Consider the following 22,809-nt stretch of genomic DNA (forward strand, 5'->3'; position numbering starts at 1 on the left):
ACCCTCCCACCCTACGGGGCGGGGGTGACAATCCGGTCCCGTTGCCCGGGCAGTCGCACGTCCACCGCGACCAGCGCGTTCGGCACGGTCCCGTGCCGGGCGGCGTGCGGGCGGTGCGGGCGGTCCTGGTAGCCGTCCAGCAGCAGCCGGTTGCGGTTGAGGCAGAGCCGGTCGATCCGGGGGCGGAACAGGTCGAACAGCTCGAAGCGCTCGCCCAGCTCGGGGAAGCGGTCCTGGTAGCGCAGCACCTCGGCGCGCAGCAGCGCCCAGAACTCGGTCTCGGGCAGTCCGGTCTGCGCCTCCAGCAGCGGGGCGAGGTAGCGGAAGACCCCGATGAAGAGCCCGGAGTGGATGAACTGGCAGAGTCCCTGCGGGCTCTCCCGCAGCAGCACCTCGGCGACCTCGGCGGGCAGCGCGTGCAGTTCGGGCAGGCTCTGCGCGCTGAGGTTGACGTCGTCCACGAAGTCCTTGACCGCGAGCCGGACCGGCACGTCGGAGGGGTCGAAGACCACGATGGCGTTCTCGCCGTGCGGGGAGAAGACCAGCCCGTAGCGGTAGAGGAAGTGCAGCAGCGGCGGCATCGTCGCGGCGAACAGCCGGGCGGTCCAGTCGCCGGGGAGCAGGCCGGAGCGGTCGATCAGCTCGGCGGCGAGCGCCCGCCCGTCGGAGCCGGTCTGCAGCAGCGCGGCCAGGGTGCGGGCCCGCTCGCCGCCGTCCAGGAAGGGGCCGAGCGGCTGGCGCCAGATCGCGCCGAGCAGCTCCTTGTACTGGTACGGCGCCTCGGGCAGCTCGCGGTAGAGCGGGTGGTCGACGGTGACGGAGGCGATCTCGCCGAGCAGGATCACCCGGCACTCGTCGCGCAGGTACGGGTCGGCGTCGCGCAGCCCGAGCAGCCAGGCGGTGACGGCGGGCGCGGCCAGCGTGCGCTCGACCGGCAGGCCGCGCCAGACCAGGGTGTTCAGGACGGACAGCGGCAGCTTGACGGTGCAGCGCTCGGGGTGGGCGGTGTTGAAGAAGGAGCGGATGGACTGCTGGGGCAGCCGTGGGTCGCCGTCCGAGGGCAGCGGGACGATCTCGCCGGAGGCGATCCAGGGGGCGAACAGCGGCAGGATCGTCTCGTCCCACTGCCAGGGGTGGACGGGCAGCAGCAGGTAGTCCCCGGCGTCCGGGCCGAGCGCGGCGCGCAGCGCGTCGACGTCGTCCAGCTCGCGGGCGTACAGCTGCTCGGGCCGTTCCAGGCCGGGCACCCCGCGGTACTCGGCGAGCCGGCGGTGGACGGCGATCCAGGGCAGCGGGCGGGGGCTGCGGGCCTCCGGGGCCCAGCGGGCGGCGTCGGTGCCGGAGAAGCCGATCCGGCCCTTGTTGGGCACGATCCAGGGGTGGCCGGTCTGCCGGCCCTCCAGGGCGGCGTGGTCGAGGTCGGCGAGTTCGGCGGCGGTCAGCGCGGTGGCGAGCTGGCGGGCGTCGGCGGTCAGGGTGGCGCAGAGCTCGCGGATCAGGTGGCCAGTGGTCTCGCCGCGCATGCCGAGGGTCTGCCGGGCGTACGGGAGGAAGCGCAGCGGGTCCAGGCCGTCCGGGCGGGTGCAGCGGACGGACTCGGGGTCGACCTGCCAGCTGTCGTAGGCGCCGCGCCGGGCGGTGAAGCGGTACTCGGCCTCGGGCAGCTCCAGCCGGTATTCGCCGGGCGCCTCGCCGGGGACGGGCCGGAGCAGGTCCTCGTAGGCGAACTCGCCCAGCATCTTGGCCAGCAGGGCGCGGCCGGCCCGCTGCCAGTGCCCGGCGGTGAGGTGCGGGGGCAGGTGGAGCGGCGGTTCAGCGGCCGACGGTTGCGGCACGGGTCAACTCCTGGGGGCGGGGGACGACGGGGGTCCGGTGGTGGGACGCGGGGTCGGGGGCGGGTACGGGCGGTGCGAAGCCGGTCCAGGCGGTGCGGTCGGGCAGCCGGTGGACGGTGCGCCCGGTGACGGCGTTGAGGATCACGGCGGCCCGGTGGGCGCCGAGTCCGAGGTCGGGGGTGCCGACGCCGTGGGTGTGCAGTTCGGCGTTCTGGACGTACAGCCCGCCGGTGAGTTCGGGGCGGGTGGCGACCCGGTGGTCCAGGTCGACCCGGTAGCGCCCGGCCTCGTCCCAGTCGATCAGCTCGGCGAGCGGTTCGAGGGCGGCCGGGCGGGCCGCCCGGTAGCCGGTGGCGAGCACCAGGGCGTCGGTGCGCAGCAGGTGCTCGGCGCCGGAGTCGGTGTGCCGGCAGTGCAGTTCCAGGCCGCCGCAGGGGCCCGGTCGGGCGGCGGTGACGGCGGTGCCGGGCGTGATCTCGACCGGGGCGGTGTCGATCGGGCGGCCGATGGTGCGCTCGTAGAGGTGGTCGTGGATCTCGGCGAGGGTCTCGGTGCTGGCGGCCTTGTGCAGCTGCCACTGGGCGGCGACCAGCGCGTCCCGGACGGGGGCGGGCAGGCCGTGGAAGTAGCGGGTGTAGTCGGGGGTGAAGTGCTCCAGGCCGAGCTTGGAGTACTCCATGGGGGCGAGCGCCCTGGTGCGGGTGAGCCAGCGCAGCCGGACGCCGTCGCCCTCGTGGCGCCGGAGCAGGTCGAGGAAGACCTCGGCGCCGGACTGTCCGCTGCCGATCACGGTGATGTCCCGGGCGCCGGCCAGGTCGGCGCGGCGGTCCAGGTACTCGGCGGAGTGGAAGGCGCGCGGGTGTCCGGCCAGCGCGGCGAAGGCCTCGGGGAGGACCGGCCGGGTGCCGACGCCGAGGGCGAGGTTGCGGGCCCTGACCTCGGAGCGCCGGCCGGTCGCGGTGTCGGTCAGCTCGGCGCGGTACCAGGGCGCGTCCCAGTGCAGGGCGGTGACCTCGGTGCCGAAGCGGCAGCCGGCCAGCCGTTCGGCGGCCCAGCGGCAGTAGTGGTCGTACTCGCGGCGCGGCAGCTGGAAGCGCTCGGCGAAGTAGAACGGGAAGAGCCGGTCCTGGTCGCGCAGGTAGTTGAGGAAGGACCACGGGCTGGTCGGGTCGACCAGGGAGACCAGGTCGGCGAGGAACGGCACCTGCATCCGGGCCCCGTCCACCAGCATCCCGTGGTGCCAGCGGAACTCCGGGCGCTGGTCGCAGAAGAGGGTGCGCAGGCCGGGGACGGGCTCGGCGAGCGCGGCGAGCGAGAGGTTGAACGGGCCGATGCCGACGCCGAGCAGGTCGTACGCGGGGGGTGTCGAGGTGTCCACAGGGGTTTCCTAGGCGGGGAGTTGGGCCTGCGCGGCGGGCCCGTCGGCCCGGTCGCGGACCATCAGGGCGGCGCGCTTGCCGGGCAGGTCGAGTTCGGCGGCGGCTCGGAATCCGGCCCGTTCGAAGGCCCGGACGGACCGCCGGTTGCGGACGTCCGGCTCGGCCACCACCCGTTCGCAGCGCGGATTCCCGCGAAGAATCAATTCTGCGAGGGCGGCGAGGAGGACGGCGCCCAGCCCTCGGCCGCGGCTGGCGGCGGGGCCGAGCAGCAGGTGCACGCCGGTGTCGTACGGCCGGGCGGGGTAGTGCGCGGCGAGCGGGTCGAGGTCGGCGCGGTAGACCTCCCAGTAGCTCATCGGCTCGCCGTCGAGCAGGCCGAGGCAGGGCAGGCTCCGGCCGTCGCCGTCCTGCTGGGCCCGGACGTGCCGTTCGGTGACCTCCGGCGGCCCGGCGAGCTCCCAGAAGGCGTCGACCTCCGGGTCGTTCATCCAGCCGGTGAGCAGCGCCAGGTCGGCGGGCAGCAGGACCGGGCCGAGCCGGAACTCGCCCGCCGCGGTGGGCACCGGACCGAGCCGGAACTCACCCGCCGGGGCGGGCACCGGTGCCCGCCCGGGCAGCTCGTGCGGCATCAGGCGCCCGCCACCGGGTTGGGGATGTCCACGTACACGGACTGGCTGGCGACCGGGCCGACCAGCTCGTCCATGCCGTTGATCCGGGTGAGCAGGTTGGCCTTGCAGGGCAGCGTGGGCGCGTCCAGCAGCAGGGCGGGCAGCGCCGAGCCGGTGGCGGCGGCCCGCGGACCGGCCAGGAACCGGCGCAGCGCCGCCAGCAGCACCGTTTCGTCGGCGAGCCGCTGGGAGCCGAAGGCGCCGATCAGGCCGAGCACGTGGTTGATGCCGAGGTAGTAGGCGAAGTGGTGGTCGATCACCTCGTCCGGCAGGAAGGTGTCGCTGTCCGTGCCGAGCCCGGGCAGCCGGGCGGCGAGCGCGCCGGCGGCGCTCTCCCGGTAGTAGTAGCCCTGGTTGTCGCGGTAGCGGCCGCCGCACGGCCAGCCCTCGGCGTCCAGCAGCACGAGGCTGTTCTGCTGGTGCGCCTCCAGGGCGATGCCGCCCCGGCCGTCCAGCCAGAGGATGGGCAGCACGACCGCGTCCAGGTAGCGCAGGAACCATTCGGCGGCCACCGTCCGCAGCGGGCGGGCGCAGCGCAGGGCCAGCGCCCGCAGGAGGTCGCCGAGCCGGGAGGGCACGGTGTCGCCGCCGCCGAGCGGTTGTTCGGCGACCAGCCCGGCGACGCACAGCGCGCGGTCGGTGGGTGCGAAGGGCTGGGCGCGCAGCACGGTGTCCAGGCCGTTGGGGTCGCCGAGGTCGGGGTGGTCGACGCCGATCCAGGCAGGGTCGCGGACGATGTCGAAGCCGGGGTGGGCGGCCCGCCACTCGGCGGCCAGCCCGCTCTCCAGCAGCCGGTGCATCTCCAGGCCGCGGTGCAGTTCCTTGCGCAGGTTCTCCCGGCGGGAGTTGGTGATCCGCAGGCCGAGCGAGAGCTTGAGCATCCACGGGGTGCCGGGCCGGTAGACGGTGCGCACCGAGGAGGTGGGGTACCAGGGCTCGCCGGCCGGGCCGAGGTCGTGCAGCAGCCCGTCGGCGAGGAGTGCGGCGACGGCCGGGCGGTGGGCGAGTTCGCGGGCCTGCCAGGGGTGCAGCGGGACGGCGGCGGTGCCGGGCGGCAGCGCCGGGCCGCCGTCGAGCAGTCCTGCGGTGAGCTGCTCGGCGCTCTCGGCGACGGCGGAGCCGGCCGCGAGCAGTTCGCGGTCCACCGCGTACCAGTGCAGTTGGAAGGAGCCGTGCAGTTCGGGCGAGTAGGCGGCGCTCTGGGCGGGGCCGAGGCCGTCGCGGCTCTTGGGCGTGGGGTGCAGCGGGTGGCCGAGCAGCAGGGACTGTTCGGCGGCGAGGAAGTGCGAGCGCTCCGGCCCGCCGGGCACGGCGGCGGTGCGGCGGTGGGCGAGGATCTCGGCGGTGCGCACGACCGAGTCGGCGACCCGGCCGGCCAGGTCGGCGACCTGCCCGGGGTCGGGCCGTTCGGCGGCCGCGGCGGCGAGCAGCGCGGCGGCGGTGACGGCGTCCACCGGGGCCTCGGCGCCGCCCTCGCCGGCCGCGAGGGTGGCGGGGCCGAAGCGGTGCCAGCCGCCGGGCGACCAGTAGCGGACCGGGGCGGTGAGCCGGGCGGCCCCGCCGAGGACGGCGATCCGCAGTCGGCCGTCCGGGCCGGGCCGGGCTCCGGTCTCCCGCGTCCAGCAGCGCAACAGGGCTTCCAGTCCGGCCTGTTCGGCGGCGACGGCCGGGTCGGGGTGCAGCAGCAGGTCGTGTCCGAAGGCCCGTGCCGCGGTGGGCGGCGGTACGGGCGGGGCTCCGGTGAGGGCGGTGCTCAAGGCTGCTCCTTGGGGCGCGTGGGGGTGCGGACGCGCACTGTGGTGGAGGGGATCGGCGGGCACTCGCACCGTCGCGTCAGGTAAGGGTTACCTATCCATGACGGGTGATCACAAGGAGCGCTCACTCGTCCGGGTGAGAATCGGCGATTGTGCACATCCGGGGCCGGATGCCCTGCTGGGCCGGTGCACCGGCCGGGCCCGGATCACGGATCGGTGACCTCCGGCCGGCACCGCAACCCGGGGGGTGGGCACCGCCGTCCTCCTTGGCGATGGAAGACTCCAGGACGGCGGACCGCCGCACCGCGAACCGGCCGGGCACCCAGCGCCCCGGTGTGCGGCCGCCCGCCGCGGCACCGTCCGGCGAGCCGGGACCACCCGGCGACCCGGCACCGCCCAGCACCCACCGCCCGAGCACAGGGGGAAGCGCACAGATGCCAACGATCCACCGGTCAGCCCTGGCCGCCGCCCTGGCCGCGGGCACCCTGCTCGCCGTGAGCGCCTGCGGGCCCGACGGCCCGGCGGGCGGCGGGACCAGCCCCGCGCCGCCGCCCTCCTCCGCGGCGGCCCAGGCCGCGGGCGCGGGCGGGGCGATCGGCGGCATCACCCTCCCGTCCGGGCTGCCGACCAGCCTGCTGGAGGGACTGCCCAGGAGCTGGGACGACCTGAAGAAGTGGAAGTTCGAGGACTGGGACAAGTGGGCGTCCAAGCACGTCTTCAACAACCCGGTGGTGAAGGACTTCTGGGACCCGGACAAGATGGGCGACTCCAAGCCCGCCGAGCCGGCCCCGCCCACCGCCAAGCCCGCCCCCGCCACCCCCGCGCCGTCCACCGACGACGGCGTGACCGACCCCGAGCCCCCGGTGGTCAAGGCCCTGGCGGTGCCCCGCCCGTACACGAAGCAGCCCTCCGGAAAGGTGTTCTTCTCCGCCCAGGGCGGCCGCGGAAACTGCTCGGCGACGGTGATCACCGACCCGCAGCACCCGGGAAAGAGCAACCTGGTCTGGACGGCCGGCCACTGCGTGCACGAGGGCAAGGGCGGGAACTTCTTCAAGGACCTGGTCTTCGTGCCCGCCTACAACAACTCGGGCGCCTCCAGCGGCGGCAAGCGGGCCCCGCTGTCCGAGCTGGCCCCGCTGGGCACCTGGTGGGCCGACCAGGTCACCGCCTCGCCGCAGTGGATGGTCGAGGGCGGCGGCAGCGGCGACGCCGCCAACCAGTACGACTTCGCGGTGATGCGCGTGCGCAACCAGAACGACACCGGCAAGTCCCTGGAGGAGACGGTCGGTTCGGCCGTTCCGGTCTGGTTCGACGCGCCGCGCGACCAGCTCAAGGTCTCGGCCGTCGGCTACCCGCTCGTCAAGCCGTTCGACGGCCAGGAGCTGTACAAGTGCGACGGCGGCAAGCCGACCCGGCTCTCCTTCGACGCCAAGCGCCCGACGATGCTGACCATCGGCTGCACCATGACCCAGGGCGCCAGTGGCGGCGGCTGGTTCGCCACCATGCCCGACGGCAGGACCGCCCTGGTCAGCAACACCTCGATCGGCACCCAGGAGCACACCTCGCTGAGCGGCCCCTACCTGGAGGCGGTCGCCCGGCAGGCACTGGACTGGATCTCCAAGAAGTAGCAGCCGTACGAGGGAAGCAGCCGCCGGCGGGGGGGCGGTACGGGACCACCAGCACAGCACGGGGGACGAGCCAGCATGCCGACAACCACCAGCCGGCGGCGCCGGGCCGCGACGGCCGGCGCCGCGCTGCTCGCCGCGCTCGCGCTGGGCGCCGCCGGGTGCGGCCCGGACGGCCCGGCCCGGCCCGCCACCGCGCCCCTCGCCCTGCCCCGCTCCGCGCCCACCAGCCTGGGCGACCTGACCGGCTGGAAGGTGGAGGACTGGGACCGCTACGTCGCCGACAGCGCCTTCGCCGGCGACGCGGCGCCCGGCTCCTGGACGGCCGCCCGGATGGACACCGCCAAGCCCCGGCCCACCCCGGAGTACTCCCTGGCAGCCCCCGCGGCGGCCGGTGTCGAACAGGACGCCCCGCCGGCCGCCGTCCCGGCCCAGCCGCTGCCGCACCCGTACGCCCAGGCCGGCGCGGTGGTCGGCCGGCTCTTCATGACCACGCCGCAGGGCGACGCGGCCTGCTCCGCCACCGTGGTCTCCGACCCGGTCAACCCCGGCCGCAGCAACCTCGTCTACACCGCCGCGCACTGCCTGCACGACGGCAAGGGCGGCGGCTGGCTGAAGAACCTGGTCTTCGTCCCCGCCTTCAACCGGGACGGCCGGGTGGTCCACGGCAAGCCGAACCCGGACCAGCAGGCCGCCCCGTACGGCCGGTGGACGGCGGTGCGCGCGCTGGTCTCGCCGACCTGGCGCCAGGAGAGCGGCGTCGGTGCCCGCAACCAGTACGACTACGGCGTGCTGCGGGTGCGCGGCGAGGACGGCTCCGGCAGGTCCCTGGAGGAGACGGTCGGCGGCTCGGTGCCGATCTGGTTCAACGCCCCGCGCGAGCAGATCACCGCGGCCGCCGCCTACGGCTACCCGGCCGAGCGGCCGTTCGACGGCCTGGAGCTCGAACACTGCGACTCCCCGGCCGCGCCCGGGCGGCTCTCCTTCGACCGGAGCCGCCCGCCGATGTACGTGATCGGCTGCTCCATGACGGCCGGCGCCTCCGGCGGCGGCTGGTTCGTCATCAGGGACGGCAAGCCCAACCTGATCAGCGTCGGCGCGGTCGGCAACCGCAACCCGGCCGGCTACCAGGCCGGGCCCTCCCTGCACGACCAGGCGAAGCAGGCCTTCGACTACTTCGCCAAGAACGTCCGGTAGCCCCTGCGGGGGCACGGGAAGGGCCCCGGGACGGCGTACCGTCCCGGGGCCCTCCGTCGGCTCCGGCCTCAGCCCTGCAGGGCCACCGCGAAGTACTCCAGCTCGGCGGCCAGCTCGGCCTGCACCTTGGCGTGCAGCAGGGTGCCCTCGCCGGTGTGCTCGGTGGAGAGCAGCTCCCCCTCGGCGTGCACCCGGGAGACCAGCGCGCCCTGGGTGTAGGGCACCAGGGCCCGCACCTCGACCGCCGGACGCGGCAGCTCGTCGTCGATGAGCTGCAGCAGCTCCTCGATCCCCGCGCCGCTGCGGGCCGACACCACGATGGCGTGCGGCTCGCGGCGCAGCAGGCGCTGGAGCACGTGCGGATCGGCGGCGTCCGCCTTGTTGATCACCACGATCTCCGGCACGTTCTGCGCGTCGACCGAGACGATGACCTCGCGGACGGCGGCCAGCTGCGTCTCCGGCTCGGGGTGCGAGCCGTCCACCACGTGCAGGATGAGGTCGGCGTCGGCGACCTCCTCCATGGTCGAGCGGAAGGCCTCGACCAGGTGGTGCGGCAGGTGCCGGACGAAGCCGACGGTGTCCGCCAGGGTGTAGAGCCGCCCGCTCGGGGTCTCGGCCCGGCGCACGGTCGGGTCGAGGGTGGCGAACAGCGAGTTCTCCACCAGGACGCCCGCGCCGGTGAGCCGGTTGAGCAGCGACGACTTGCCGGCGTTGGTGTACCCGGCGATGGCCACGGACGGCACCTGGTGGCGCTTGCGCTCCTGGCGCTTGGTGTCGCGGCCCTTCTTCATGTCGGCGATCTCCTTGCGGAGCTTCGCCATCTTCTCGCGGATCCGGCGCCGGTCGGTCTCGATCTTGGTCTCACCGGGGCCACGGGTGGCCATGCCGCCGCCCGAGGTGCCGGAGCCACCGCCACCCATCTGCCGGGACAGCGACTGGCCCCAGCCGCGCAGGCGCGGCAGCATGTACTGCATCTGCGCGAGCGAGACCTGAGCCTTGCCCTCCCGGGACTTGGCGTGCTGGGCGAAGATGTCCAGGATCAGGGCCGTCCGGTCGACGACCTTGACCTTGACCACGTCCTCCAGGTGGATCAGCTGGCCGGGGGTGAGCTCACCGTCGCAGACGACGGTGTCGGCGCCGCTGGCGGCGACGATGTCGCGCAGTTCCCTCGCCTTGCCGGAGCCGATGTAGGTGGCCGCGTCGGGCTTGTCGCGGCGCTGGATGACGCCGTCCAGCACCTGGGAGCCGGCCGTCTCGGCGAGCGCGGCGAGCTCGGCCATCGAGTTCTCCGCCTCCTCCAGCGTGCCGTCCGTCCAGACGCCGACGAGCACCACGCGCTCCAGGCGGAGCTGGCGGTACTCGACCTCGGTGACGTCTTCGAGTTCGGTGGAGAGGCCGGCGACACGGCGCAGGGCGGCTCGCTCGCTGCGGTCGTACTGGTCGCCGTCGTAGTGGTGGCCGAGGTCCTCGTCGATGGCCGCGAGGTCCTCGTCCATGAGGGCTTCCGCCCGCAGACCGTCGAGGCGGCGCGGAGCGTCGGCGTGGTCGCGGGTGTCGAACGTGGAGGTCATTCTGTCCTTTGGCTCGCTGGTACGGGTGGCCTTCGGGGACCGCTGCCGCGGTCCCGTAAGGAGTCTGCCCAGCTGCCGCCCCGGTTACCGTCCGGGCGGGGGTGAGCTGCCCCTCGGGTCCTCGGACGAGGCCCGGGCTCCTGTGCCCGGACAACACCGTGGACCGGCCGTGAATTCCCCATGATGGTCGCACGCCCGGCGCGGGCCGGTCATCCCCATTTCCGCGGGCCGGACATCCTCATTTCCCGCGGGCCGCCGGGCCGAGCGGCCGCTCCCCCGGCTCCCGGCCGCCGTCCGGGGCCTGCGGGCGGCTCACGTCGTACACCCCGGAGACCTTGAGCATCGCCCGCATCAGCCGCGGCAGGGCGGCCGGCTCGGGCAGTTCGACGGTGTAGGTGTGCCGGACCCGGGACTCCTGCGGCGGCTCGACCTCGGCCGAGACGATGCCGACGCCGGCGCCGGCTCCGGAGATCGCGGCGGTGAGGTCGGCGAGCAGCCGGGGCCGGTTCAGCGCCTCGGCCCGCAGGGTGACCCGGTGCCCGGTCGCCGGGGCGTCCTCCGGCCGCCAGCGGACCTCCAGCTCGGCCCGCCCGTCCGCGCGCATCCGCTCCCCCGCCGGGCAGCCGGTGCGGTGCACCGCGACCGCGCCGCCGCGGATCGGGTAGCCGGCCACCTCGTCCGGCGGCACCGGGGTGCAGCAGCGCGCCAGCCGGACCGGCGCCCCGGGCCGTCCGGCCACCGCGACCGGGGCGGCCCGCCGCTCGGCGGTCGGGCGCCCGGGCGGGGCGGGCTGGCCTCCGGTCGGGCCGGTGCGGACCACCGGCTGGCGGGCCGGGTGGTCGGCCAGCCAGCGCTCGATGGCCAGCCGGGCGCCCGGGGTGCGGGCGTGCGCCAGCCACTCGGGGGCGGGGCCGGAGGGCTGGCCGCCGCCGGCCGGGAGGGATTCGGTGAGCACCGCGATCTGGTCGCCGTCCTCCAGCACGGTGGACAGGGCGGTGAGCCGCCCGTTGACCCGCACCCCGATACATCGGTGGCCGGTCTCCTCGCCGAGCAGGTAGGCCGCGTCCACGCAGGTGGCGCCGGCCCTCAGCTGAAGCGTTTCGCCGCTCTCCGTCACCACGGTGATCTCGCGGTCGCCGGCCAGGTCGGCGGTGAGCGCGGACCAGAAGGCGTCCGGATCGGGCGTCTCCTGCTGCCACTCCAGCAGCCGGCTGAGCCAGCCCGGGCGGGCCGGGTCGGTGCGGTCCAGCTCGTCGGCGTCCTGCACGGCGCCGGCCGGGGACGGGTCCCCGAGCGCGACCACCCCGGTCTCGGCCACCTCGTGCATCCGCCGGGTGCGGACCAGCACCTCGACCACCGCGCCGCCGCTGAGCGCCACGGCGGTGTGCAGCGACTGGTAGAGGTTGAACTTGGGCGCGGCCACGAAGTCCTTGAACTCCCCGGGCAGCGGCGTCCAGCAGGTGTGCAGCTCGCCGAGCACGGCGTAGCAGTCGGCGTTCTCCTCGACCACCACCAGCAGCCGCCCGAAGTCGGCCGGCCGCGGCCCCTGCGGCCGGCCGTCCGGCCCGGGCACGGCGGCCCGGCGGAGCAGCACCCGGTGCAGCGAGACGCAGTGCCGGGGGCGGACGGTCACCTCGGCGGTCACCCCGGCCTCGGCCAGTTGGCGGGCCAGCTGCCGGGCGAAGGGCTCCAGCAGGGCGTCCGGCTCGGCCTCGTGACCGGTCATCAGGGCGCGGGTGCGGGCGTGTTCCTCGGGGTGCAGGGTGGCGAAGACGATGTCCTCCAGCTCCGCCTTGAGCACCTGGATGCCGAGCCGCTCGGCCAGCGGGATCAGCACGTCCCGGGTGACCTTGGCGATCCGCACCTGGCTGGCCGGCTTCATGTGCCGGATGGTGCGCATGTTGTGCAGCCGGTCGGCCAGCTTGATCACCATCACCCGGACGTCGTCCCCGGTGGCGACCAGCATCTTGCGGAAGGTCTCGGCCTCGGCGGCGGCACCGAAGTCGACCTTCTCCAGCTTCGTCACCCCGTCGACCAGGTAGGCGACTTCGGGCCCGAACCCGGCGCCCACCTGGTCCAGCGTCAACTCGGTGTCCTCGACCGTGTCGTGGAGCAGCGAGGCGACCAGGGTCGTCGTCCCGGCGCCGAGTTGGGCCAGGATCATGGTCACGGCCAGCGGGTGGGTGATGTACGGCTCGCCGCTCTTGCGCTTCTGGCCGCGGTGGCTGGCCTCGGCGAGCCGGTACGCCCGGGCGAGCAGGCCGAGGTCGACCTGCGGGTGGTGCCGGCGGTGGACCTGGACGAGCGGCTCCAGGGCGTCCGGCACCGGCGGCCGGCCGGTGGCCAGTAACGCGGCCCGCCCGGCCCGGCCGAGAGCGGCCCGGCCGAGCTCTCCGAGGGGCCGCCTGGCCCCGGCCTGCCGTACGGTCGTCGGCTGTCCCGTCAGGGACTGCCCGGCTTCGATGGTCATCGGCACCTCCGGCAACGGTCGCCGGGCGCCGCCCCGTCCGAGGGGGTGATCTCGACACCCCTCCCCATGGGGTGATCGACCCGGTGGTCCATGCTACCGAGCAGAGCACGTTCCGCGACGCCCTGATTCCCGTCCGCGACCGGTATCACCCGATCGGGGGGATTCGTCACCACACGAATTGGGCAAACCGGGCCGCAGGCCTCAGCGCACCGACTCCCACCAGCGCCCGTCCAGCCGCCCCTCGGCCACGATCACCGCCGGCCCGGTCATCTCCACCCGGCCGTCCGGGTGCTCGGTGATGACCAGTCGCCCGCCCAGCACGTCCACGGTGTACGCGACCGACTCGCCGGTGACGCCCGGGTCGGCGCCGTCCCGGCGGATGGCCGCCACCGCCACCGCGCAGGCGCCGGTGCCGCAGGAGCGGGTCTCGCCCGAGCCGCGCTCGTGCACCCGCATCGCGACGTGCCGCGGCCCGCGGTCCACCACGAACTCGACGTTGACGCCCTCCGGGTAGGCGCTCGCGGGGCTGGTGAGCGGCGCGGCGAACAGGTCGCCGGCGTGGTCCAGGCTCTCCACGAAGGCCACCGCGTGCGGGTTGCCCATGTTGACGTTCAGGGCCGGCCAGCGCCGCTCGCCGACCGCGACCTCGATGCCGTCCGGCCCGGGCAGCCGGGCCCGGCCCATGTCGATGGTGACGTCGCCGGGCGTGCCGTCCTCGGCGGCCTCGGCGACCTTCGCGGTGAGCACCCCGGAGCGGGTGGCGACGGCCAGCTCGCCCGGCTCGGCCAGGCCGGCCTCCACCAGGAAGCGGGCGAAGACCCGCAGGCCGTTGCCGCACATCTCGGCGACGCTGCCGTCCGAGTTGCGGTAGTCCATGAACCACTCGGCCCGGTCGGCCATCGCCGCGGCCGCCGGGTCGGCGGCGGCGCGCACCACGCGCAGCAGCCCGTCCCCGCCGAGGCCGGCCCGCCGGTCGCACAGCGCGGCGACGGTCTCGGGACCGATCTCCAGCGCGCCGTCCGGGTCCGGGACGATGACGAAGTCGTTCTGGGTGCCGTGCCCCTTGAAGAAGGGGATGCCGCCCTGCTGGGGAGAGGATGCGCTCACCCCTCCGATGGTACTGAGCGGCGACCCGCCCGCTCGGGGCGGGAGGCGCCCGGGGTGGGAGGCCCCCGGAGCGGGAGGCGCCCGGGGCGGAGGTGCTCCGGGCGGGCGGCGCTCAGCGCAGGTAGGCGACCCGCCAGACCGCGAGCGCGCAGGCGGCCAGCGCGATCAGGGTGTAGACCACGATCGCCTTCCAGCCGGCCCGCTGCCCGGAGCCCCGCCTCGGCAGCCCCGGCCACTTGTAGCCGGCGTGCCGGGCGGCCATCGCGCCCCAGCCCATCGAGGCGGCGGTGAACAGCAGCCCGAGCATCCCGACCATGGTGGCGCGCGCCCCGGCCGAGCCGAAGGCGAGCGGGAAGGCGAACATCAGCGAGCCGAGGGTGCCCAGCAGGGCGATCGGCAGCGTCTGCCACCAGCGCAGCCGGCGCAGCGGACGGATCTCCCGTTCGTGCACCGCGGCGTCGGGCGGCGTGCGGGTGTCCAGGGCGGGCACCGCGGCCGCGTAGGAGGTCGGCGCCTCCAGTCCGGTCAGCACGGGGAGGTCACCCATCGTCGACTCGTCGAACTCCTCGGCCGGCGCGGTGACACTTCCGCCCTGGCCGGATTCGGGGCCGGTACCCGTCGACACACGGCCTCCCCTGACAGTTCGACACGAGCGGACTCGCGGCCGGGCACGGTCGGCCCGTCCGGCCGACCCCTACGGCATCGATGATGGCATGTCCAGAGAGGCGTTCCGGGCCTGACCGGGGTCGACGGGTGATCCGTGGCCATCACGTGATCGGGCCGTGACCGCCGGTTCGTCCTGCACGGTCGCCTGCGCGCGCAGGTGCACCGCCGGATTGGCCAAAAACCCGTCCTGTACGGCCGGAACCGCCTGACGGCCGATCAGTTCGAGGGATCGTTCCAGCAGCTCGACGGGGTCGGTTCCGGCCGGCCGGGAGAGCCATTCGATGCGGTCGTCGCGGCGGAACCAGGACTCCTGACGCCGGGCGAAGCGCTTGGTCGCCCGGACGGTCTCGGCCCGGGCCTCGTCCTCGGTGCACTCCCCGGCGAAGTGGTCGAGCACCTGCTGGTAGCCGAGCGCCCGGGAGGCGGTCCTGCCCGCGCGCAGCCCGGCCCTCTCCAGCTCCCGCACCTCGTCCAGCAGTCCGTCCTCCCACATCCGGTCGACCCGCAGCGCGATCCGCTCGTCCAGCTCCGGGCGCGGCACGGCGACGCCGATCTGCACCGCCTCGTACACGGCGGTGTTGCTCGGCAGGTTGGCGGTGAACGGCTGCCCGGTGATCTCGATGACCTCCAGGGCGCGGACGATCCGCCGGCCGTTGCTGACGAGGATCGCCTCGGCGGCCGCCGGGTCCAGCTCGGCCAGCCGCCCGTGCAGCGCGTACGGGCCGACCAGCTCCAGCTCGGCCTCCAGCCGGGCCCGCACCTCCGGGTCGGTGCCCGGGAACTCCATCTCGTCGATCGCCGCCCGGACGTACAGCCCGGAGCCGCCGACCAGGACGGGCGTGCGGCCGGCGGCGAGCAGCCGGTCGATCTCGGCCCGGGCCAGCCGCTGGTACTCGGCGACGCTGGCGGCCTCGGTGACGTCCCAGACGTCCAGCAGGTGGTGCGGCACTCCCCCGCGCTCGGCCGTGGTGAGCTTGGCGGTGCCGATGTCCATGCCCCGGTACAGCTGCATCGAGTCGGTGTTGATCACCTCGCCGTCGAGGCTGCGGGCGATGGCGACGGCCAGGTCGGACTTGCCGGCGGCGGTCGCGCCGACGACGCAGACCACACGGGGAGGGGCGACATGCGGGGTACGGGAGCTGCTCACCGTTCCAGTCTCCCAAAACCGCCGGGCCACCGGGGACCGGGCTGCCGCCCGCCCGCCACTGCGCGACGATATGACTGTTTCCCGGACATTTTCCGGCCGTTTCCCCGGTTGGGCCCGCTTTGCGAACGCTTTGCCCGGCCCGCTCGTTGTGCGGGGAACAGCGGATGAAGGAGATCGTCATGGGCCTGATGGACAACCTCAAGGGCAAGGCCGAGGAGCTCAAGGGCAAGGCCGGCGAGTTCGCGGGCAAGCACAGCGACCAGATCGAGAAGGCCGTGGACAAGGCCGGCGGGGCCATCGACAAGGCGACCAAGGGCAAGTACAGCGACAAGATCGAGCACGGCGCCGAGAAGGCCAAGGACGCGGTCGGCGACTTCGCCCAGAAGCCGAAGCCGGGCGACGAGGGGCAGCCCCCGCGGTCCTGACCCCGCGGTCCCGGTCCCGGTCCCGGCCGGTCCGGCGGTCCCGACCGGGAGCCCCGACGGCCGGGAGCCCCGGTCCGGCGGCCCCGACCGGCTAGGACCAGGACGCCACGAAGTACCCGACCCCGTACGGCGCCTCCTGGTGGCCCAGCCGCCCGGTGAGGCCGGCGCCCTCCGCGGCGCCGGCCAGCACCTGCCAGGGCGCCCGGCCGTCGGCCTTGAGCTCGGCGGCCAGAAGCGGGTCCAGCGCGGCCAGGGCGGGCAGGTCGGCCGAGCCCAGGGCGGCGGCCAGGGCGGCGTCGAAGCCCTCGGCCCGCTCGTCCAGGTACCCGGGCGCCTTCAACGAGCGGCAGGCGCTGCCGTCGCCGAGCACCAGCAGGCCGACCCGCTCGGCCAGGCCGGCCAGGCCCTGGCCGAGGCCGAGCATCCGGTCGGCGGGGGCGTCGGCGGGCACCGCGCACGCGTGCGTCGGCAGGGTCACCCCGGCGCGCTCCAGCAGCCAGGCGCCGACGGTCAGCGAGGGGGCCAGCTCCGGCCCCTCGACCCGGTCGCCGGGCAGCTTGGCGACCAGCGGCACCCCGTAGCGGCGGAAGGAGCCGGCTCCGCCCTCGGTCCAGACCTCGGCCGTCGGCCCGGTGCCGACCACCACGACCAGCTGCGGCCCGGCCGCGACCAGCGCCGCCAGCGCCTCGTCGCAGGCCGTGCGCAGGGCGTCCAGCTCGGGCGCGGCCCCGGCGGCGACCTCGGGGACGAGCAGCGGCGGACAGGGGCACACGGCGGCGGCTACCAGCATGTGGATCACTCTAGCCAAGAAGCCGGGCGGCCCGGCCGGAGCCGAAGCTCCCGCCGGGCCGCCCGGAACACCCGCGGGTCAGTCGCCGCAGCAGGCCCCGCCCGCCGGCGCGGCCAGCGGCAGCTCGGCCGGGGCGCCGATCTTCGGCAGGCCGAGCATCACTCCGGCCGGCTTGGCGGCGGGCGCGGCCCGGCGCTTCTCCCAGGCGTCGCCGGCGCGGGTGCGGCGCACCGCGAGCGCCGGGCCCTCGGCGAGCAGGTGGTGCGGGGCGGCGTAGGTGATCTCGACGGTCACCACGTCGCCGGGGCGCACCGGCTCGTCCGGCTTCGTGCTGTGCTCGTCGTCCACCCCTCGGAGCCTCGGGTTGAAGTGCACCAGCCGGTTGTCGGGGGCGCGGCCGGAGAGCCGCCGGGTCTGATCGTCCTTCTTGCCCTCGCCCTCGGCGACCAGGACGTCCAGGGTGCGGCCGACCTGCTTCTTGTTCTCCTCCCAGGAGATCTCCTCCTGGAGGGCGATCAGCCGGTCGTAGCGGGCCTGGACGACCTCCTTCGGCACCTGGTCCGCCATGTCCGCGGCGGGGGTGCCGGGGCGCTTGGAGTACTGGAAGGTGAAGGCGTTGGTGAAGCGGGCCTCGCGGACGGTGTGCATCGTCTCCTCGAAGTCCTCCTCGGTCTCGCCGGGGAAGCCCACGATGATGTCGGTGGAGATGGCCGCGTCCGGCATCGCCTCGCGGACCTTGCGGATGATCCCGAGGAAACGGTCCTGCCGGTAGGAGCGGCGCATCGCCTTGAGGACGCGGTCCGAGCCGGACTGCAGCGGCATGTGCAGCTGGTGCATCACGCTCGGGGTCTCGGCCATCGCGGCGATCACGTCGTCGGTGAAGTCGCGGGGGTGCGGCGAGGTGAAGCGGATCCGCTCCAGGCCCTCGATCTGCCCGGCGGCGCGCAGCAGCTTGGAGAAGGCCTCGCGGTCGCCCAGGTCGGAGCCGTAGGCGTTGACGTTCTGGCCGAGCAGGGTCACCTCGATGACGCCCTCGTCCACCAGCGCCTCGATCTCGGCGAGGACGTCGCCGGGGCGGCGGTCCTCCTCCTTGCCGCGCAGCGCGGGGACGATGCAGAAGGTGCAGGTGTTGTTGCAGCCGACCGAGATGGCGACCCAGGCGGCGTACGCGGACTCGCGGCGGGTCGGCAGGGTGGAGGGGAAGGTCTCCAGCGACTCCAGGATCTCGACCTGGGCCCTGCGCTCGACCGCGGCCCGCTCCAGCAGCGCCGGCAGGTGGCCGATGTTGTGGGTGCCGAAGACCACGTCGACCCACGGGGCGCGCTTGACGATGCTCTCGCGGTCCTTCTGGGCCAGGCAGCCGCCGACGGCGATCTGCATGCCCTTGTGACGGGTCTTGACCGGCGCGAGCTGGCCGAGGTTGCCGTACAGCTTGTTGTCGGCGTTCTCGCGCACCGCGCAGGTGTTGAACACCACCAGGTCCGGGTCGCCCTCGGGCCCGGCCTTGACGTACCCCGCGTCCTCCAGCAGGCCGGACAGCCGCTCGGAGTCGTGGACGTTCATCTGACAGCCGTGCGTGACGACCTTGTAGCTCTTCAATCCGCTCTCACCGCTCACCAGACCAGGGTACGGGCAGCGGCGAAGGGCTTTTCCCTGAGCTTCCACCACCCGTTCCACTCCCGTTCGGCCTGAGCGCCTGGCAGTATCCCTGCATGACCCCCACCACTGCGTCCCGTCTCGGCGCCGCCGTCCGCACCGCGGCCCGGAGCCCGCTGTGGCGCACGGTGCTGGTGGTGGTACTGCTGGTGGCCGGGTTCGGCGGCTGGTGGCTGTCGGCGGGCCGCTCGCCCGGGTACCCGCGCGGCGAGGTCCGCTTCGCCACCGGGGTGCAGCGCGGCGTCTACGACCGGTACGGGCAGCTGCTCCAGGCCCACGTCTCCCGGACCATGCCCGGGGTGCGGCTGGCCCTGGACAACTCCGAGGGCTCGATCGACAACCTCACCCGGGTGATCAGAGGCCGGGACGCCTTCGCGATAGCCACCGCCGACGCGGTCGCCGACTACCAGGGCCAGGGCAAGGAGAAGCTGCGGGCCATCGCCCGGCTGTACGACGACTACCTGCAGCTGATCGTCCCGGCCTCCTCCCCGGTGCGCCGCACCGCCGACCTCAAGGGCCTGCGGGTCGGCGTCGGCCTGCCGCAGTCCGGGGTGAACCTGGTGACCAAGCGGCTGCTGGGCGCGGCCGGCCTGGACCCGGACCACGACATCGTCCCGGTGCCGAAGGGGATCGGCGAGGCCGCCGACGACCTGCGCGCGGGCCGGCTGGACGCCTTCTTCTGGTCCGGCGGCCTGCCCACCAGCGCGCTCACCGACCTCTCCGACCACTTCCCGATCCGTGTCGTGCCGCTGAGCGACCTCGCCGAGGCCCTGCACAAGGCCGAGGGCGGCGGCACCGACGCCTACCGGGCGGCCACCATGCCCAAGGGGACGTACCCGAACGCCGAGCCCAAGGACGCCGTCGCCACGGTGGCCGTGCCGAACCTGCTGATCACCCTGGACGACGCGGACCCGCGCCTGGTCGAGGGCATGACCCGCGCGGTGATCGACAGCCGGGACCAGATCGGCGCCCAGGTGCACGCGGCCCAGCTGGTCGACCTGCGCACCGCCGTCTACACCGACCCGCTCCCGCTGCACACCGGCGCGGCCCGCTACTACCGCTCGGTGAAGCCGTAGGGCGCGACCACCGACCGCTGACGCCGCGGGGCGCGGCCGCCGCCCGGTGAAGCCGTAGGGCGCAGGGCCTGCCCCGGCTACTTCTCCGGCCGGGGCACCGCCAGCGTCACCGCGAGCCCGGTCGGCCTGACCGGCGCGAAGCCGAGCGTGCCGCCGCCGGCCGCCAGCAGGGTGCGGGCGATGGACAGCCCGAGCCCCGAACCGTCCACGTTCTGGTGCCGCGTGCTGCGCCAGAACCGGTCCCCGGCCCGGGACAGCTCGTCCTCGGTGAGACCGGGCCCGGCGTCGGTGACGGTCACCGCGACCTCGTCCCGCCGCACCGCCACCCGCAGCCGCACCTCGCTGCCGGCCGGGCTGAACTTGAGCGCGTTGTCCACCACGGCGTCCAGGGCCGAGCCGAAGCCGATCGGGTCAGCCATCCCGATCGCCAGCGCCGGGCCGTCCCAGCGCAGCCCGATCCCGCGCTGCTCGGCCACCGGCCGCCAGGCGTCCACCCGGGACAGGGTGAGCTCGGCGAGGTCGGTGCGCTCCGGTTCGGGGCGGGCGTGCTCGGCGGTGGCCAGGCCGAGCAGGTCGTCCAGCACCCTGGCCAGCCGGGCGCCTTCCTCCCGTACGCCGCTGAGCTCCTCCTCGTGGCCCTCGGGCAGTTCCAGGCCGAGCAGCTCGACCCGCAGCAGCAGCGCCGACAGCGGGTTGCGCAGCTGGTGGGAGGCGTCCGCGACGAAGGCCTTCTGCTGGTCCATGGCGAGCACCACGTGGTCCGCCATCTCGTTGAACGAGCGGGCCAGCCGCTGGAGTTCGGGCGGTCCGCCGCCCGGGGCGACCCGGGCGGCCATCCGGCCGGTGGCGATGTCGTGGGTGGCCCGGTCCAGGGTGCGCACCGGGCGCAGCACCCACTCGGTGAGCCGGACGGCGAGCAGCACGGCGACGATCATCGCGGCGGCCTCGCCCGTGCCGATCACCAGCCACTTGTGCACCACCCGGGTGCGCAGCGCCTCGGCCGGGGATTCGCTGAGCACCACCGCGACCACGTCGCCGTCGCGCACCACGGGGGCGGCGACGGTGATCGTCCGGTCCGGCGTCCACGGCCAGACCTGCGGCGGGTTGTGGCTGCGCCGCCCGTCCAGCGCCTCCTGGAAGGCCTGGGCGCCCCAGCCCCCGGAGGGCACCCGCCAGTCGTCCGGGGCGACGGCGAGCGGAATGCCGTCGCGCTGGAAGATGCCCAGGCGCACGCCGTACAGGTCGTGGTAGCGGCGGACCTCGGCCTCGATCGCGCGCTGCCGGCTGCCGTCGCCCGGGGCGGGTTCCGGGTCGCCCTTGCGGGCGGAGTCGGCGGCGCCGGAGGTGGGCAGGTCCTGGGCGAGGCGGGCGGCGTCGTCGAGCCGGTCGACGACCACCTTGGTCTGTTCGGCCGCCGCGACCGCCGCCGCGAGCGGCAGCCCCAGGGCGGCCAGGACGCAGAGCATGAGGGCGATCAGGATGCCGAGCAGGCGGGTGCGCACGTGCGGTCAGTGCTCCGCGGGGGCGCTCGGGGCCGGTTCGGCCGCGGCGGGCGTGGGGCAGTCGGGGATCAGCCGGTAGCCGACCCCGCGCACGGCCTCGACCAGGCCGGGCAGCGCCAGCTTGTTGCGCAGCGAGCCGATGTGCACCTCCAGGGTGCGCCCGTTGCCCTCCCAGCCGCTGCGCCAGACCTCGCTGAAGATCTGCTCGCGCCGGTAGACGACGCCGGGGCTCTGCGCGAGCAGTGCGAGCAGGTCGAACTCCTTGCGGGTGAGCGGCACGTCGCGGCCGTCCACGCTGACCCGGCGGCGCTCCCGGTCGATCCGGATGCCGCGGGACTCCAGCGGGCCGCGCTGCTGCGGCACGGTGTCGGGCGCGGACACCGCCACCGCGGCGGGGGCGGCGCCGCGGCGGGCCACGGCGTGGATGCGGGCGAGCAGCTCGCCCATGTCGTACGGCTTGGTGACGTAGTCGTCGGCGCCCAGGTTGAGGCCGTGGATCCGGGAGCGGACGTCGGCGCGGGCGGTGACCATGATCACCGGCACGCCGCTGCCGGCCCTGATCCGGCTGCACACCTCGAAGCCGTCGCGGTCGGGCAGTCCGAGGTCGAGCAGCACCACGCGGTACGGCTCGTTGCCGTCCGGCACCAGGGCGTCCAGCGCCTCGTGCCCGCTGCGGGCGTGCCGGACCTGGAAGCCGTGCCGGCCCAGCACCGCGACCAGCGCGGCGGCCACGCGTTCGTCGTCCTCGACGAGCAGCAGTCGCATCCTGTCCTCCTCCTTCCCCCACGTGATCACCGATGATCACCGGGCCGATCGTTCAGGTCCCGGTCCTGCGCAGTATGGGCCAGCGAACGGCCCGGCGCCAGGTTCGACCGCGCACCGGGCCCGGGGGGAACGGGGAGCACCGGAGCGGATTCCCGCTGTGACATGCCCCGTCGGCGCCCGCGCGAACAGCGTGCGAGCGCCGTGTGGCCGTTTCGTGATCCTCAAGTTCCGCTCAGATCGGCTGACGGCGCGCGGTCATGGCTCCTAAGGTCGGCCCACCGGGGGCCGCGGCTCCGCCGGCCTCGGCCCCCGGATCCGTACCACCATTGCCTGTCAAGGGAGTTGAGACTTCTCGGACAGGCGTGATTCGACGACAGAGGGAGCAGGCGCGATGACCGAGAGCCCGGTCGAGGACTCCACCCCCGCAGCCGCCCCACTGGTCGTGCTGAGCAACGTCAACAAGCACTACGGCGCGCTGCACGTCCTGCAGGACATCGACCTCCGGATCGCCCAGGGCGAGGTGGTCGTGCTGATCGGCCCGTCCGGCTCGGGCAAGTCGACGCTCTGCCGGACGATCAACCGGCTGGAGACGATCGACTCCGGCGCGATCACGATCGACGGCCGGCCGCTGCCCGACGAGGGCAAGGAACTGGCCCGGCTGCGCGCCGAGGTCGGCATGGTGTTCCAGAGCTTCAACCTGTTCGCGCACAAGACCGTGCTGGAGAACGTGGTCATCGGCCAGGTGAAGGTGCGCAAGGTGCCCCGCCCGCAGGCCGAGAAGACCGCCCGGGAGCTGCTGGAGCGGGTCGGCGTCGGCGCGCAGGCGGACAAGTTCCCGGCCCAGCTCTCCGGCGGCCAGCAGCAGCGCGTGGCGATCGCCCGCGCGCTGGCGATGAAGCCCAAGGTGATGCTCTTCGACGAGCCCACCTCGGCGCTGGACCCGGAGATGGTCAACGAGGTGCTGGAGGTCATGCGCCAGCTCGCCGCGGACGGCATGACGATGGTCGTGGTCACCCACGAGATGGGCTTCGCCCGCTCCGCCGCCAACCGGGTCCTGTTCATGGCCGACGGGAAGATCGTCGAGCAGAACACCCCGGACGCGTTCTTCACCGCGCCGCGCTCCGAGCGCGCCAAGGACTTCCTCTCGAAGATCCTCCACCACTGACGCTTCGAGAC

At 74.5% G+C, this 22,809-nt stretch carries 17 protein-coding genes and 1 pseudogene; 5 read left to right on the top strand and 13 right to left on the bottom strand.

Going from position 1 to position 22,809, the window contains the following annotated elements; genetic code table 11:
- Nucleotides 1-11 precede the first annotated feature (11 nt).
- Genes ACGFSC_RS39000 through ACGFSC_RS39015 form a run of 4 tightly spaced genes read right to left on the bottom strand, consistent with a single transcriptional unit; the run spans nt 12 to nt 5,639 of the window.
- Entirely contained in the window at nt 12-1,835 is a 1,824-nt protein-coding gene (locus ACGFSC_RS39000; RefSeq protein ID WP_359907056.1) for an IucA/IucC family siderophore biosynthesis protein, read from the bottom strand.
- A complete protein-coding gene (locus ACGFSC_RS39005) occupies nt 1,813-3,213 on the bottom strand; it encodes a SidA/IucD/PvdA family monooxygenase (protein ID WP_359907059.1) in 1,401 nt (466 codons plus the stop codon). Before ACGFSC_RS39005 ends, ACGFSC_RS39000 begins: the two co-directional genes overlap by 23 nt.
- Nucleotides 3,214-3,222: 9 nt before the next feature.
- Nucleotides 3,223-3,951 carry a GNAT family N-acetyltransferase gene (locus ACGFSC_RS39010; RefSeq protein WP_392864978.1) on the bottom strand — a complete coding sequence of 243 codons (729 nt, stop codon included), beginning with the start codon at nt 3,949-3,951 and terminating at the stop codon, nt 3,223-3,225.
- On the bottom strand, nt 3,843-5,639 hold the full coding sequence (locus tag ACGFSC_RS39015) for an IucA/IucC family protein (RefSeq protein ID WP_359907064.1): 1,797 nt from the start codon (nt 5,637-5,639) through the stop codon (nt 3,843-3,845). The genes ACGFSC_RS39010 and ACGFSC_RS39015 overlap by 109 nt, the downstream gene beginning before the upstream one ends.
- 431 nt (nt 5,640-6,070) lie before the next feature.
- On the opposite strand from ACGFSC_RS39015, the gene ACGFSC_RS39020 reads away from it, so the two are divergent.
- Both ACGFSC_RS39020 and ACGFSC_RS39025 read left to right on the top strand, forming a co-directional pair.
- Nucleotides 6,071-7,264 (top strand): hypothetical protein, encoded by a 1,194-nt coding sequence (locus tag ACGFSC_RS39020; protein ID WP_359907067.1) that lies wholly within the window; start codon nt 6,071-6,073, stop codon nt 7,262-7,264.
- A 75-nt stretch (nt 7,265-7,339) separates the two neighbouring features.
- Nucleotides 7,340-8,458 (top strand): hypothetical protein, encoded by a 1,119-nt coding sequence (locus tag ACGFSC_RS39025; protein WP_359907069.1) that lies wholly within the window; start codon nt 7,340-7,342, stop codon nt 8,456-8,458.
- Between the two features lie 68 nt (nt 8,459-8,526).
- Here ACGFSC_RS39025 and hflX read toward each other — a convergent pair whose 3' ends face one another.
- The 5 genes and pseudogenes from hflX to miaA all read right to left on the bottom strand — a co-directional run.
- Nucleotides 8,527-10,029, bottom strand: coding sequence for a GTPase HflX (gene hflX / locus ACGFSC_RS39030; RefSeq protein ID WP_359907072.1), 1,503 nt, complete (start codon nt 10,027-10,029; stop codon nt 8,527-8,529).
- Between the two features lie 238 nt (nt 10,030-10,267).
- Nucleotides 10,268-12,499, bottom strand: coding sequence for an HD domain-containing protein (locus ACGFSC_RS39035; protein WP_359907074.1), 2,232 nt, complete (start codon nt 12,497-12,499; stop codon nt 10,268-10,270).
- Nucleotides 12,500-12,700: 201 nt separating this feature from the next.
- Nucleotides 12,701-13,606 (bottom strand): diaminopimelate epimerase, encoded by a 906-nt coding sequence (gene dapF, locus ACGFSC_RS39040; RefSeq protein WP_359907077.1) that lies wholly within the window; start codon nt 13,604-13,606, stop codon nt 12,701-12,703.
- Nucleotides 13,607-13,718: 112 nt separating this feature from the next.
- Nucleotides 13,719-14,231: a hypothetical protein gene (locus ACGFSC_RS39045; RefSeq protein WP_359907080.1), complete on the bottom strand. Its 513-nt coding sequence runs from the start codon at nt 14,229-14,231 to the stop codon at nt 13,719-13,721.
- 249 nt (nt 14,232-14,480) lie between these two features.
- Nucleotides 14,481-15,419: pseudogene (miaA, locus tag ACGFSC_RS39050) on the bottom strand (tRNA (adenosine(37)-N6)-dimethylallyltransferase MiaA); the annotation flags it as partial.
- 164 nt (nt 15,420-15,583) lie between these two features.
- On the opposite strand from miaA, the gene ACGFSC_RS39055 reads away from it, so the two are divergent.
- Nucleotides 15,584-15,844: an antitoxin gene (locus tag ACGFSC_RS39055; RefSeq protein ID WP_359907083.1), complete on the top strand. Its 261-nt coding sequence runs from the start codon at nt 15,584-15,586 to the stop codon at nt 15,842-15,844.
- Nucleotides 15,845-15,935: 91 nt separating this feature from the next.
- On the opposite strand, the gene ACGFSC_RS39060 is transcribed toward ACGFSC_RS39055, so the two are convergent.
- Both ACGFSC_RS39060 and miaB read right to left on the bottom strand, forming a co-directional pair.
- Nucleotides 15,936-16,634, bottom strand: a complete 699-nt coding sequence (locus ACGFSC_RS39060; RefSeq protein ID WP_359907085.1) for a class III extradiol dioxygenase subunit B-like domain-containing protein — start codon at nt 16,632-16,634, stop codon at nt 15,936-15,938.
- 78 nt (nt 16,635-16,712) lie between these two features.
- Nucleotides 16,713-18,251, bottom strand: coding sequence for a tRNA (N6-isopentenyl adenosine(37)-C2)-methylthiotransferase MiaB (miaB, locus tag ACGFSC_RS39065; protein ID WP_359907088.1), 1,539 nt, complete (start codon nt 18,249-18,251; stop codon nt 16,713-16,715).
- Nucleotides 18,252-18,346: 95 nt separating this feature from the next.
- Here miaB and ACGFSC_RS39070 point away from each other — a divergent pair, with 95 nt between their 5' ends.
- Nucleotides 18,347-19,366, top strand: a complete 1,020-nt coding sequence (locus ACGFSC_RS39070) for a TAXI family TRAP transporter solute-binding subunit (protein ID WP_359907091.1) — start codon at nt 18,347-18,349, stop codon at nt 19,364-19,366.
- Nucleotides 19,367-19,443: 77 nt separating this feature from the next.
- On the opposite strand, the gene ACGFSC_RS39075 is transcribed toward ACGFSC_RS39070, so the two are convergent.
- Together ACGFSC_RS39075 and ACGFSC_RS39080 are read right to left on the bottom strand one after the other, a co-directional pair.
- The gene (locus ACGFSC_RS39075; RefSeq protein ID WP_359907094.1) at nt 19,444-20,868 is read right to left on the bottom strand and encodes a HAMP domain-containing sensor histidine kinase; all 1,425 of its coding nucleotides are present in this window, start codon (nt 20,866-20,868) and stop codon (nt 19,444-19,446) included.
- Between the two features lie 6 nt (nt 20,869-20,874).
- Entirely contained in the window at nt 20,875-21,633 is a 759-nt protein-coding gene (locus ACGFSC_RS39080; RefSeq protein WP_359907097.1) for a response regulator transcription factor, read from the bottom strand.
- 391 nt (nt 21,634-22,024) lie between these two features.
- On the opposite strand from ACGFSC_RS39080, the gene ACGFSC_RS39085 reads away from it, so the two are divergent.
- On the top strand, nt 22,025-22,798 hold the full coding sequence (locus tag ACGFSC_RS39085; RefSeq protein WP_359907100.1) for an amino acid ABC transporter ATP-binding protein: 774 nt from the start codon (nt 22,025-22,027) through the stop codon (nt 22,796-22,798).
- Nucleotides 22,799-22,809 lie beyond the last annotated feature (11 nt).

Source organism: Kitasatospora sp. NPDC048715, from assembly GCF_043198905.1.
In the GTDB taxonomy this organism is placed as follows: domain Bacteria; phylum Actinomycetota; class Actinomycetes; order Streptomycetales; family Streptomycetaceae; genus Kitasatospora; species Kitasatospora lactacystinica.

Bases quoted from the DNA above. Each gene is read 5' to 3' on its own strand.
- ACGFSC_RS39070 (WP_359907091.1), top strand. From the start codon at position 18,347: ATGACCCCCACCACTGCGTCCCGTCTCGGCGCCGCCGTCCGCACCGCG.
- ACGFSC_RS39060 (WP_359907085.1), bottom strand. From the start codon at position 16,634: ATGCTGGTAGCCGCCGCCGTGTGCCCCTGTCCGCCGCTGCTCGTCCCC.
- ACGFSC_RS39085 (WP_359907100.1), top strand. From the start codon at position 22,025: ATGACCGAGAGCCCGGTCGAGGACTCCACCCCCGCAGCCGCCCCACTG.
- ACGFSC_RS39055 (WP_359907083.1), top strand. From the start codon at position 15,584: ATGAAGGAGATCGTCATGGGCCTGATGGACAACCTCAAGGGCAAGGCC.
- ACGFSC_RS39080 (WP_359907097.1), bottom strand. From the start codon at position 21,633: ATGCGACTGCTGCTCGTCGAGGACGACGAACGCGTGGCCGCCGCGCTG.
- ACGFSC_RS39025 (WP_359907069.1), top strand. From the start codon at position 7,340: ATGCCGACAACCACCAGCCGGCGGCGCCGGGCCGCGACGGCCGGCGCC.
- hflX (WP_359907072.1), bottom strand. From the start codon at position 10,029: ATGACCTCCACGTTCGACACCCGCGACCACGCCGACGCTCCGCGCCGC.
- ACGFSC_RS39035 (WP_359907074.1), bottom strand. From the start codon at position 12,499: ATGACCATCGAAGCCGGGCAGTCCCTGACGGGACAGCCGACGACCGTA.
- ACGFSC_RS39020 (WP_359907067.1), top strand. From the start codon at position 6,071: ATGCCAACGATCCACCGGTCAGCCCTGGCCGCCGCCCTGGCCGCGGGC.